Annotated in this window: 13 protein-coding genes; 3 read left to right on the forward strand and 10 right to left on the reverse strand. The window is 52.4% G+C overall.

What is annotated here, in order from left to right; genetic code table 11:
* A partial coding sequence (locus BOW51_RS02865; protein WP_281252857.1) for a zinc finger domain-containing protein occupies positions 1-442 on the forward strand: 442 nt, incomplete at its 5' end.
* Between the two features lie 34 nt (positions 443-476).
* Here BOW51_RS02865 and BOW51_RS02870 read toward each other — a convergent pair.
* The 10 genes from BOW51_RS02870 to BOW51_RS02915 all read right to left on the reverse strand — a co-directional run bounded on the left by BOW51_RS02870 (position 477) and on the right by BOW51_RS02915 (position 10,380).
* Positions 477-731, reverse strand: a complete 255-nt coding sequence (locus tag BOW51_RS02870; protein ID WP_078476351.1) for a YfhL family 4Fe-4S dicluster ferredoxin — start codon at positions 729-731, stop codon at positions 477-479.
* Between the two features lie 21 nt (positions 732-752).
* On the reverse strand, positions 753-1,241 hold the full coding sequence (gene coaD, locus BOW51_RS02875) for a pantetheine-phosphate adenylyltransferase (RefSeq protein ID WP_078476352.1): 489 nt from the start codon (positions 1,239-1,241) through the stop codon (positions 753-755).
* Positions 1,242-1,284: 43 nt separating this feature from the next.
* The gene (locus BOW51_RS02880; RefSeq protein ID WP_245828406.1) at positions 1,285-1,617 is read right to left on the reverse strand and encodes a 4a-hydroxytetrahydrobiopterin dehydratase; all 333 of its coding nucleotides are present in this window, start codon (positions 1,615-1,617) and stop codon (positions 1,285-1,287) included.
* Entirely contained in the window at positions 1,614-3,416 is a 1,803-nt protein-coding gene (locus BOW51_RS02885; RefSeq protein WP_078476353.1) for a thioredoxin domain-containing protein, read from the reverse strand. The genes BOW51_RS02880 and BOW51_RS02885 overlap by 4 nt, the downstream gene beginning before the upstream one ends.
* A 142-nt stretch (positions 3,417-3,558) precedes the next feature.
* Positions 3,559-4,143 (reverse strand): DUF3501 family protein, encoded by a 585-nt coding sequence (locus BOW51_RS02890; RefSeq protein WP_078476354.1) that lies wholly within the window; start codon positions 4,141-4,143, stop codon positions 3,559-3,561.
* 71 nt (positions 4,144-4,214) lie between these two features.
* On the reverse strand, positions 4,215-5,537 hold the full coding sequence (locus tag BOW51_RS02895; RefSeq protein WP_078476355.1) for a heterodisulfide reductase-related iron-sulfur binding cluster: 1,323 nt from the start codon (positions 5,535-5,537) through the stop codon (positions 4,215-4,217).
* 77 nt (positions 5,538-5,614) lie between these two features.
* Positions 5,615-6,034 (reverse strand): rubrerythrin family protein, encoded by a 420-nt coding sequence (locus BOW51_RS02900; protein ID WP_043117790.1) that lies wholly within the window; start codon positions 6,032-6,034, stop codon positions 5,615-5,617.
* 259 nt (positions 6,035-6,293) lie between these two features.
* Positions 6,294-8,129 carry an AAA family ATPase gene (locus BOW51_RS02905; protein WP_078476356.1) on the reverse strand — a complete coding sequence of 612 codons (1,836 nt, stop codon included), beginning with the start codon at positions 8,127-8,129 and terminating at the stop codon, positions 6,294-6,296.
* Entirely contained in the window at positions 8,126-8,356 is a 231-nt protein-coding gene (locus BOW51_RS02910) for a hypothetical protein (RefSeq protein ID WP_078476357.1), read from the reverse strand. The genes BOW51_RS02905 and BOW51_RS02910 overlap by 4 nt, the downstream gene beginning before the upstream one ends.
* A 212-nt stretch (positions 8,357-8,568) precedes the next feature.
* Positions 8,569-10,380: a ribonuclease catalytic domain-containing protein gene (locus BOW51_RS02915; protein ID WP_245828408.1), complete on the reverse strand. Its 1,812-nt coding sequence runs from the start codon at positions 10,378-10,380 to the stop codon at positions 8,569-8,571.
* A 65-nt stretch (positions 10,381-10,445) separates the two neighbouring features.
* On the opposite strand from BOW51_RS02915, the gene BOW51_RS02920 reads away from it, so the two are divergent.
* A complete protein-coding gene (locus tag BOW51_RS02920; RefSeq protein ID WP_078476359.1) occupies positions 10,446-10,982 on the forward strand; it encodes a hypothetical protein in 537 nt (178 codons plus the stop codon).
* Between the two features lie 96 nt (positions 10,983-11,078).
* Positions 11,079-11,935: CAF17-like 4Fe-4S cluster assembly/insertion protein YgfZ (gene ygfZ / locus BOW51_RS02925; RefSeq protein WP_078476360.1), on the forward strand; the 857-nt coding region annotated here is incomplete at its 3' end.

Here is an 11,935-nt window from a genome sequence, read left to right on the forward strand (position 1 = left end):
TCTGTTGCTGAAACATCTCGGACCCGAGCCCCTGGATGATACATTTTCAGGTGAGTATCTCTGGAAGATGTCGAGGAAGCGACGTGTTGCGATCAAGAACTTCATCATGAACAGCCGCATTATTGTCGGTGTCGGCAATATCTATGCTAACGAAGCGCTGTTCATGAGTGGCATCCGCCCTACCCGCCAGGCAGGCAAAATCTCAAGTACCGATTACGAACGTCTGGTCATGAATATCAGGAGAGTACTTGAAGATGCGATCAGGCAGGGAGGAACAACCCTGAAGGATTTCCGCAACGAGGAAGGAAAACCGGGTTATTTTGCACAAGAGCTGCGAGTTTATGGGCGTGCCGGGGAGGCGTGTAGTTGCTGTGGAGAAACAATCAAGAGCAAGGTGATTGGCCAACGCTCCAGCTTTTACTGCAGCAAGTGCCAGAAATAGCACGACAGGGGTGTGGCCCTGCCGCACTCAATCATCAGGAGTTTTCTGCAGTAATCTTTTCGTACTTGGCCATCAGCTCTTCCTGTGTCTCAACATGGTCAGGATCTTCTGGAATACAGTCAACAGGGCAGACTTCGACACACTGCGAGGTTTCGTAATGGCCGACACACTCGGTACAGAGATCAGGATCGATTTCATAGATCTCGTCGCCCTGGTAGATTGCACCGTTAGGGCATTCGGGTTCACACACATCGCAGTTGATGCATTCATCAGTAATAATCAGCGCCATCGAAGTACTCTCTTGTAAAATTTACTCGGTTTTCATTGAATATTTATCTTTCAAAGCCTGTTCCACAATCGGATGGACAAGGCTTGAAACATCACCACCATGTGCCGCAACATTACGCACCAGGCTTGAGGAGGTGAAAGTGTATCTCTCTGCTGGCGTCAGAAACATTGTCTCTATATCCGGCGCCAGGCGGCGGTTCATACCCGCCAACTGGAATTCATGTTCAAGATCTGAAACTGCCCGCAAGCCACGCAGGATGACCTCGGCATTTTCCTGCTTGGCCTGGTCTACCAGTAACCCGCTAAATGACTTGACTTCAACATTGTCGAATTCAGCCAGAACCGTTTCAGCAAGCTCAACCCGTCTCTCGAGCGTACATGCGGGCTCTTTACCGGCATTCAAGGCCACTGCGACAACCACCTTGTCAAACAGCTTAGCTGCACGTCTGACAATATCTGTGTGTCCGTTGGTAATCGGGTCAAAAGTCCCGGGGTAAATCGCTGTTATCATCGAAGGTCGTCCATTTTCAGGAGCGGCTATTTTAGCTTAAAAATTATGCTGCGTCCGCAGCAAATCTGGCTGCTATCGCACTTATCTCTCTTGCCAACTCGAAATCCAGCCCTGTAATAGTGCCAATCTCATGGGTAGTCAGATGTATATCAACAGTTTTGTAAACGTTGCTCCACTCCGGGTGATGATTCATGCGTTCGGCAACCAGCGCAACCTGTGTCATAAAACCGAATGCAGCGACAAAATCGCTGAATTGATACTGGTTCTCCAGTGTATGTCCCACGATTGTCCATTCACCTGTCTCGTCATTCAGGGCCAGCAATGCCGCCTCAATATCATCAGAGTGCATTGGTTGGGTGTGATCACTCGTCGTCATGGCTTTGCCTCCGTAGCGAATTGTCGTGCCTGTAACAGGTGTCCCGGATACCAGAATGGTTCATCAGCAATAGCTGTCACTTGCCTGCTGTATGCTTGCTGTAGCGATTCAGCGTTACCGCCAAGTGAAATCAGAACTGCGGCTGGCGACGGCATCGGTGCTCCCTGGAGAGCGCCAGCTCCACCCGGAGCCGGAATCAGCATTGCATCACTCGCATGCCATCCTGCACTGTCAAAATAGCGTGACCATGCTACTTTGATTATTTTATCTGATTTTTCACTGAAAGCATTGATATTGCTCAATTTCCATGCCTTTTTCAACCCCTCGGCGACGTACGCATAATCAGCCAGGGCCGCACTTCCCACTGTTGTCGATCCATCAAGGGATCGAGACAGCTTGTCACCATCCCAGGCGCGCAACAGCCAACGGGCGAGGCTCACCGAGGCAGTTGAATAACGTCTCTCACCGGTCAGCAGCCCAAGTTCGCTGAAGGCAGAGAGCATCAGGCCATTCCATGCGGTCAGCTGCTTGTTGTCCTCGGGTGGAGAATTCCTGCGTCTCTCACCGAGCAGACGCTGCCTGACCCTCTCCTGCAATCGTGATGCCGCGTCGTCAGTCATCTCTAATTTAGATGCAACAGCCTCAAGAGTCAGTCGCTCTGTTGGTAACTGTTCATCACCCCCTGCTGTCTCAAGTCCCCAGCGCAGTTCAGCGAATTTTTTCTCGTCCTCATTCAGAAGAAGAGTCGAGAGGCTCTCTGCACTCCACAGGTAACTGCCTCCTTCCACTTCGTGTTGATCAACAGCAGAGAGACTGGAGATAAAACCGCCACTGCGTCCACGCATATGCTTTAGCACGAAATCAGCAGTTTCCGTCGCGATCTGGATATAGTCCGGACGCTGTAGCCGTTTCGCTGCAAGCAGGTAAAGGCGAACCATCTGTGCCTGTGTATAGAGCATCTTCTCGTAGTGCGGTGTCTGCCATGCTGGATCGATCGTGTAGCGAAAAAAACCGCCCACAAGATGGTCACGCAAGCCTTGCTGTGCCATCTGATCAAGTGTCAGTTCAAGAAACTCTGCGAGATGACTGTCTTGCCTGGCGGCATTGATTGTCAGCAGGGCCGTCAACTGCGGCGCCATCGGAAACTGATTCTGCTGGCCAAACCCGCCCTGCAGCTCATTCGCCAAGGCAATAGCATCATGTATAAAGCGGGACTCGATACTCTTTACAGTAACATCCCTGGTCTGCTGTTCCTCACTGCCGAGATACATCTGTTGATATGCCTCGTGTGCAAGTTTTTTGAGTTGCAGCGACTCCTGTTGCCAGCGTGCATCAATTCGCTTCAGTGCGGTCATCAGCTGTTCACGCGGTGCATAGGTAAAACCTGTCAAGGGATAACCCTCGGGAGTCATGATGACATGCAGCGGCCAGCCTCCGGCACCCCTGGTGCGTTCAACGAAATTGATCAGGTAACTGTCGAGCGCCGGTTCCAGTTCACGATCGATCTTCACCGGGATGAATGAACTGTTGAGCAGTTTTGCCACCTCGTCGCTGACATAACTCTCTCGGTGCATGACATGGCACCAGTGGCAGGAGAAGTATCCGCTTGAGATAAACAGGGGGTTGTTCCCCTTGCGCGCCGCCTCCAGGGCTTGCTGTCCCCATGGGTGCCAGTCAACAGGATCATTACCATGCAGTGCCAGGTAGGGTGAGGCATGATTCTTTAGCTGGTTTGCCTGCAATGCTGATGAGAACAGCAGCAAGGTTGCAGTAATATAGATGACGATTTTGTATTTCATAATACAAGCTTACTGCAAGATGGCTTGTGGGAATACCGGATGGTGAGTAGTGGTTAGTTCGTCACCCCGGTTTTGACCAGGGGTGCATCAAAAGTAGATTCCGGGTCTCCACTGGGTTGCACCCGGAATGACGAGGCAGCGATCAGTCGAGATCTTCGCTCAATGAATCACGAATATTGGCAGGGATCGGTGAAACTGAAATGTTGTAGCTGTCGTGATCGATACCACCGTTAATTGCCGCACCCTGCTTGGCAGCTGATGTCATTTCCGGGGTGAGTTGGAAACGCATGAAGTGAACAGCAGAGGTCTTGTCGGCCTCGGTCCGCTCGAGATCCTCGTCGGCTATTGCATATACCTTGTCGAAGCCCTCAACCTGCATCCAGGTCTTGTCCTCGATACCAACCAGCGTTTCGAGTGCCTTACGGCGCTCCTCGACATCACCATACTCAATCATGAAGGTTGCTTTCCAGTTACAACCATCCGGAACCAGGGGGTTGTAAGCATCGAGCTCTTCCTCGATACCGGCTTTCTCGAAGATTTTCTCAATGCGCAGCATCTCCTGAACCTGGTATTTCATGGTCAGGAAATCTTCAAAATAGAGTGTGGCGTGCTCACCAATCGCGAGTGCGCGGTTTTTCTTGTGTTGCAGTACCTCCGCCCTGAATGTCGGACGGGCTTCTGCATACTCCTCAAGTGAGTAGAGTGTTTCGCGGGATAATTTTTGCATCAGTATTCAGTCGTGAGTAATTAATAGTCTATACACCGGGGCTCCCGCAGGAGTCCCGGCAATTCTACATGTCAGATTCCGTATGCTTTACGGATCAGTGAAATCGGATGTTCCGGTTCACTGTCGTCAGCAAGCGCATTTGAAATGTGTTGTGCCGCCATGACGCAGTCCGAGGTGTAATGATCCGCCTCTGACTGGGTCACCTTCTTGGCGACCGGACGCACGATTTTCATCGACACGTCATGAAACTCTTTCTTCACTGCATAGGTGCCGTCATGGCCGGAACAACGCTCAATGGTATCGACCGATGTATCCGGAATCAGCTTCAGCAGTTCGCGTGTCTTGGGACCGATACGCTGCACGCGCTGATGACAGGCAACATGCCAGGCAACCTTGCCCAGGGGCTGTTTGAAATCGGTTTTCAGCTTGTCGTGCTTATGGCGAAGCATGAGATATTCGAACGGATCAAACATCGCCTCTGCTACCTTTGCTACGTCCGCATCATCAGGGAACATCAGCGGCAGTTCCTGTTTGAACATCAATACACATGAGGCTACCGGTGCAACCAGGTCCCAGCCTGCATCGACCATTTTCACCATTGCCGGAATATTTACCTCTTTGGCAGCAGCAACCGCTTCGAGATCACCAAGTTCAAGCTTGGGCATTCCGCAGCACTGCTCTTTTTCAAGCATGGTGACAGGAATGTCATTGTGTTCGAATACGGCTTTCAGGTCTTCGCCACTGGAGGGTAGATTGTAGTTGCCGTAACAGGTAGCAAACAGGGCAACACGTCCTTTTGTCGGACCAGCCTCTTCACCTTGTGCCGCGTCATTTTTCGAAATGCGCTTGCGCATGGTTGAACTGTGATACTCAGGAAGTTTTGCACGCGCATCAACTCCGAGTGTTTTCTCGATCAGATTGCGTGTTGTCTTGCTCTTGTTAACAGTGTTGACGACGCCGGCAACAACCGGGATACCGGCAAGCTTACCAACCGTGTCTGTGCTGGAGAGCAGCTTGTCACGGAATGTGGCGCCCTCCTCACGGAACTTGACTGCCTTGGCACGCAGCATGACGTGCGGAAAATCAAGATTCCAATCGTGCGGGGGAACGTAGGGACACTTGGTCAGGAAGCAGAGATCACACAGGTAGCAGTGATCAACAACTTTCCAGTAATCATCCTTGGCAACACCATCAACCTCGAAGGTATCTGATTCATCAACCAGGTCGAAGAGCGTTGGAAACGCGTTACACAGGCTGACACAACGGCGACAGCCTTGGCAGATATCGTAGATACGTTCCAGTTCGTTAAAGAGATCTTCCTTATCGTAGAACTTCTCATCCTGCCAATTCAGCGGGTGGCGTGTTGGCGCCTCAAGACTTCCCTCACGTGACATCGTATCGACCTCGCACGATAAAAATTCTGTAGTTTATGCAGGCTCCTCACCAAGACGGTGAGGAGCACTACAAAGGATTAACCGTCGAGGTTATCCAGTGCTTTCTGGAAGCGATTAGCGTGTGAACGCTCGGCTTTCGCCAGGGTTTCAAACCAGTCGGCAATTTCGTCATGACCTTCGTCACGAGCATCTTTTGCCATACCCGGGTACATATCAGTGTACTCGTGGGTCTCACCTGCGATAGAAGCCTTCAGGTTGTCAGAAGTGCTACCGATGGGCAGACCGGTTGCCGGATCACCAACCTCTTCGAGGTACTCAAGGTGGCCGTGTGCGTGACCTGTTTCGCCTTCCGCAGTTGAACGGAATACTGCTGCAACATCGTTGTAACCCTCGATGTCAGCTTTTGATGCGAAGTAGAGATAACGGCGGTTTGCCTGGGACTCACCTGCGAAGGCGTCCTTCAGGTGCTGTTCTGTCTTTGAACCTTTCAGTGACATAACTTGTTCCTCGATTGTTTATTGTGATTAACCATCCAGAGCCTCTCTGGATACCCTTGAATACGCGGCCCTGTGCGATTTTAAACCGAGGCCTAAAACCGGATTTCAGCCAGGGACAAGTGTAAGTTTACCGCGTGTGAGAATTATTTTAATTGATTATCTCAACGCAGCCGATAGTTATTTTTTATTTCGATAGAAATGAAAACGCATGAACACCGGCAACGATGTTCATGCGCGAACCAGTAGATCTGAAACAGAGTCAGGCGATGAGTTCGGTAGCCGTGCGATCGATCTCGATACACATGGCAAACTGCTGCGGATGTTCTGCAAATTCCTGTGCAATAACAAATATTTGCGGCAACTGTCTAAAGCCAGTTAGACCATTGAGGCCAGCCTGTGTACGCTCTGCGTCGAAGAATGCGAAGGGTTCATCGAGGAACAGGAACTGGTCACCCTTGACACAGTCGCGCGTCAGGGCCTGGGAGATCACAAGACGCACAGACAAAAGAATCTGGCGCTGTGTGCCACTCGAGACCTCGTCAAAAACCATGAAGTCACCCTTCTCTGTCGATAGCACCTCGACATTCAGGTTGTCATCGAGCTTGATATGCTCATATCGACCCTGGGTCAGCATCGGCAGAAGTTGAGCTGTGCGCTCACGAACTTCACGATTGAAGGCTGTTGCAAGATTCTCAGTTGCGCCGTCGAGAAGTGAAATAGCCTGCTTCAGCACCTTGAGTTGATGATTGCTGTGCTCAAGTGCCTGTTCGTGCCCCCCCTGTTCAAAACGCAAACTATCAACGATGTTGACGCGCTGCTCTTCCTTGCTGATTTGCTCTACCATTTGTGCAGCAAGTTCCGACTCCGCCTGGCTGACCTCGTTTAACCAGGTCACTTCAAGCTCGGACGCTTCACGTATCTTGTCGACCTTTGCCTGTTGGCGTGCCATCTGGTGACGCAGGTTTTGCGCCTCGGCATCATCGATTTCTACACCAATCGCGCTGGCCGGAATATCGAGAAGAGCAAGATCATATCCGCTGGCACGGTGCTGCTGAACCTGTTCAAGCACTTCCAGGTAGCCACTCGTCACAGTCGAGAAATGCGCAATGCGGTATTGCGCCGTCATTTCTCGTATCCACAGGATAAACGCAATCAGGCCAAGAGCTGCTGCTGCAAAAGCCAGGTAATGATATTGATCAGAACCCAGCTTAACAGCCTGTTGCAGTTGCTCGGCAACCCCTGCCACCATGTCGTTTTGGCCAAGGTAGGCAAGCACAAACCAGATGATGGCTGCGACAGAACCGGGTATAAGGAAAGCCATTTGCAGCAAGCGACTGCGGAATCTCGCACCGATCGCCTGCTTGTATTTCTCCAGCTCACCCAGGTAGGCAGCACTCTTCTGACCGAGATCTATCGCCTGTTGCTGGCATTTCGTCGTTGACTCCAGCAGTTCACCGCGGCGCTTCTGCATCTCCTCGAGCTGTCCAGGCACGACACCAAGTGCTTCGATCTCTCCCTGTAGCCGGATATGGTTTTCATCAGCCTCGACCATGATGCCTTTATGGCGTTCGATCTCGTTTTGAAACTCGTCGCGCAGCTGCTCCAGTGGCAACACACCTGCAATCGACTTGACTGCATCACTGTGAGGATGCGGAGCCGAAATCTCACGCTGTGCAAGGTAGAATGATTCAACATACTCGGGGTAACCGAGACCTATCAGCTGCTGGATCATTGCAGAAACGGTATCGTTACCGCGCGCCAGAATATCATCAGGATTTGATGTCTTGGCCAAGCGTGCGCCCTGCGTCAGGTTCTTGTCGATATGACGTGTTACTTCGTATTCAGTACCATCGCCGGCAGTGAATCCAAGTGTCACCTGGCATGCATGCTCACCCCAGCGGATAATTTTCGTCAGGTGCTCTTCGTCGAGAGAGAAAGTACGCCCGAAGAGTGCATAACAGATCGTTTCGCCGATGGTACTTTTTCCGGATTCATTCGAGCCACTGATACCGATCAGGCCCAGGCGCGGGAGATCATCGAGTTGCAGACGGGCATACTTGAGAACATTCTCCGCCCGCAGGTGGGTAATAATCAAAGCACGTCCTCCACCAGCATGCTGCGCAGACGATGCACCGTCATATCCACAGCCTCATCGAAGAGGCGGACATTAAATTCATTATCGGTGCTCATCAAGTGCTCTTTTTCCTGTGACGCGTGATGGAGAAAAGCGTTGATCTCTTTCGGATTATCCTGTTCGGAAGATACGCCGTACAAGGTTGCAAGCGTCTCTTTGATCGACTTTTCGGATTGATCCTGATCCACTTTTCCTTCTCCGGATTGCAGTAAAGGGGGGCATATTATAAATCATTAATACACTGTTTTTGCCGGAATTTGCATGCGGATTGAAAATTCCTGCAAAAAGATGCCCTTACCTCCGAATCGCAGCCTGAAGCAAGCACAGCGGATTAGGATATTTGGACATCTTTTGGGGCGTGATCAGCTTGTTACTGGCCAACTTGCACCGCTTGGAGGAGTTACCCAAGGATCCGGAAACGCGCCTCCAGATCACTGATATTGATGGAATCCACGGCAAGCCTGACCTGCTGGTCCAGTTCGAGACCGGCGACACGGCGCTGTTTCATCTCGAGCGCCAGCTGCGGAATTATCAGTGTCATCTTGCGTTCGTCCAGTTCTGCAACGACTGCTTCACCCTGCCAATCACGGTTACGCTGCAGGTAGAGCAGTTTCCAGTGCTGGTTGGAGAGACGCTCGCCCTTGCGGATCAACCTGCTGGCAGATTCGGCAATCGACAAGCGTTCGCTGACCTGTGACTCGTCAAGCAGCGCATCTCCTCTTAGCCAAGCATGCAGTTGCTGATGCGCGAGCAAGTCAGGATAACGGCGCAGAGGGCTGGTGGTACGTGTGTAGCGAGGCAGACCAAGACCGAAATGCGGTGCCGGTTCAACTGTTCCCCGGGAGGGCTTGAACATGCGACGGTAGGCGAATGTCTCGCTCATCGTCTGCGGCTGGCGAACCTCGTCAGGCTCTGGCTGACTCGCGAAAGGAATCACAATCGTGTTTTGTTGTGCGTATTTGGCCACGGCCTCACCGGCAGCAAGCATCGCTTCTGTTACCAGCTGCCGGCTGCCGCCCCTCTGGTACGGCTTAATCACTATTTCATCTTCGATGACGCGAACATTGACCTCTGGCAGGTCGAGCGTGGCAGCACCTGCTTGCTGTCTGCGTGCAGCGATCCTGTCTGTCAGCGCCTTCAAACCGGCAAGATTGCCCTCCAGGTCGTGATCAGCCGCATCGTAGCTGGTGCGAGTTACCCGAACCAGGCTGGTTTCGATGCGTATATCATCCAGTTCACCCGACTCGTCAACGACAAAGCTGATGCTGAGAGCAGGACTGGTCTCCTGCAGGCCGAGACCAAGTTGCTGTGTCATGGCATGCGGCAGCATGTGGATAACGCGGTCCGGCAGGTAAAGGTTCGCACCACGGCTACGCGCCTCTTCATCGAGTGCCGAACCTGGCTGGACAATCGCTGCTGCATCGGCGACATGAACATAGAGCCGGTCACCTTCAAGACTGATGGCATCATCCGGATCCTGGCTGCCGGCATCATCAATCGCCCAGGCCATCAGATCGCGAAGATCGGTACGCTGTGGTTCAGCAGTGTCCTCAAGATCTAGCAGGTTGTCATCCAGGATAATGCCATGGCGACGTGGATGGGGATTGTACTCTTCGCTCCAGTAACCAGTCTGAACCAGCAAACGGTGTGCATTGGCAGGTGTTACCGACAGGTCAATGGCATCGAGAATACGGCTCTTGTCAGATTCGCCATGTGCGATACGCTCGACCTCGACCAGAGCGGGTCTGTCACTCTCCGCCATCTGCCTCTTGCGCAGACGCTCCAGCATCTCTTCCCACTCCGCCTTTTCTCGTGCCTTGGCATCGCGCCGTGCAATATCCTCTTCGACCAGCTGTGCCGGTCTTGCTTTTACGGCATCCGCTTCGCCGCTGAAATAGAGACCTTCGTTGAGAAACTGCCATGCGCCCCACGCTGACGCCGGTGTGAACTCACCATAAAGCAGATCGGCCAAATCCTCTAAAGGAAGCGCTTCATCGAGCAACAGTTCGCGTGCATCATCAAGCCCGGGTGCATCGGCAACGCCGCCCGGTAACACGGAAACAGGCCCCGGATGCAGCGGCGTCACATCTTTTTCACGCACGCGCTTGCTGCCGCCATCATATTCAATATCGATTTTGTCGCTGATAGCGCGCACTACTGCTGGCCGGCTCTTGTAAAGTACCAGCCCGCTTGTCTGAATTTTTTGTCCCACGAGGCTCACGAATTGAGTCACTAATACCTTATGATACCTTTCTACCCGACCCGATTGACGGATTTATGACAAAAAAGATTCATTTCATCGATAAACTGCTCTACGGATTCACTGGTCTGCTGCGCTGTCGCATCATTCACGGCAATCATGGCGAGCCCTACCTCGAGCGTTACCACCTGTTCCGCCTGCCGGGTGGCGGCGGTGCCTATATTCACCGTTTTCTCACCAGCGATCCGGATCGTGGCCTGCACGATCACCCATGGGACAAAGCTATCGGCATGGTGCTGGCTGGCGGTTACACGGAAGAGCGCCTGGACGATAACAAGGTTATTAAACGCAGCCTCGGGCCCGGCGCTATCAACAGAATCACTGGCACAGATTTCCACCGCGTGGTACTGCCCCACCAGCGCGAGGCATGGACCTTCTTTGCTCACAACAAGAAGCACAAGGATTGGGGATTTCTGACGAAAATTGGCAGTAGTGAGGAAAAATTTGTTCCACACGAATCCGTCAACAGCGAAGGCTCGCATGAGAATTGGTGGATCAATGCAGCACGTGGTCACAACAGCGCACGTGAGCCCCTGCTACCGCGTCAGGAATAGATGGATTCAAAAACAGGGTAAATGTACGCTTGAAAAACCCTCACGCATCACCATACTGGGTTAAAATCGAGTCAACAGTTTTCAAGACGGGCAACCATGAGCAACTTACAACTACACGAACTGAAGCACCTCGCCATCCTTGTCGTTGAGGGCGAAGACCGTGAAATCTTTCTGCAGGGGCAGCTGACAAATGATGTTCGTGACGTCACCAACGGAGAAAGCCAGCTAACCGGTATCTGTACACCCAAGGGACGCATGCTCGCTAACATGCGCATGTTTCCCGGTGACAGTCGCTACTACCTGGCCCTGGCCAAAGAGCTGGCAGAAGCTATTCAGAAACGCCTCGGAATGTTTATCCTGCGTTCACAGGTCACGATCAGTTCAGGCGATGATGACTATGCACTTCTCGGCGTCAGCGGTGAAGCTGCAGGCCTGTTGCCGGAAGCTGCGCAATTGACAGAAGCAGACCAGGCAGTGCTTGCTGATGACGGCTGCACACTTGTTCTTGTCGCAGGTGATACACCACGCTACATGATCATTGGTCCTGCTGCAGCCATTGAAGCACGCCGCGACTCGCTACAGGGATTTGCTGAGACAGCTGATGACGCCGCATGGAAACTCGATGATATTCGGGCAGGTTTACCCCTGGTTCAGGAGCAGACTGTCGAGGCCTTTGTTCCACAAATGACCAACATGGGACTGGTTAACGGTATCAGTTTTACCAAGGGCTGCTACACGGGACAGGAAGTCGTTGCACGCATGCAGTATCTCGGCAAGCTGAAACGCCGTATGTACCGGGTTGAGATTGATGGCGACTGCCCCGCTCCAGGTACTGATCTCTACGCTTCAGGCAGCCAGTCTGGACAGGGTGCAGGCAAGATCGTCATGAGCGCTCCTGCCACCGACAACAAGTGCGAGGCACTCATCGTGACCGAGGTCAGCAGCGCGGAGTC

The organism is Solemya elarraichensis gill symbiont, from assembly GCF_002021095.1.
Lineage (GTDB): Bacteria > Pseudomonadota > Gammaproteobacteria > Chromatiales > Chromatiaceae.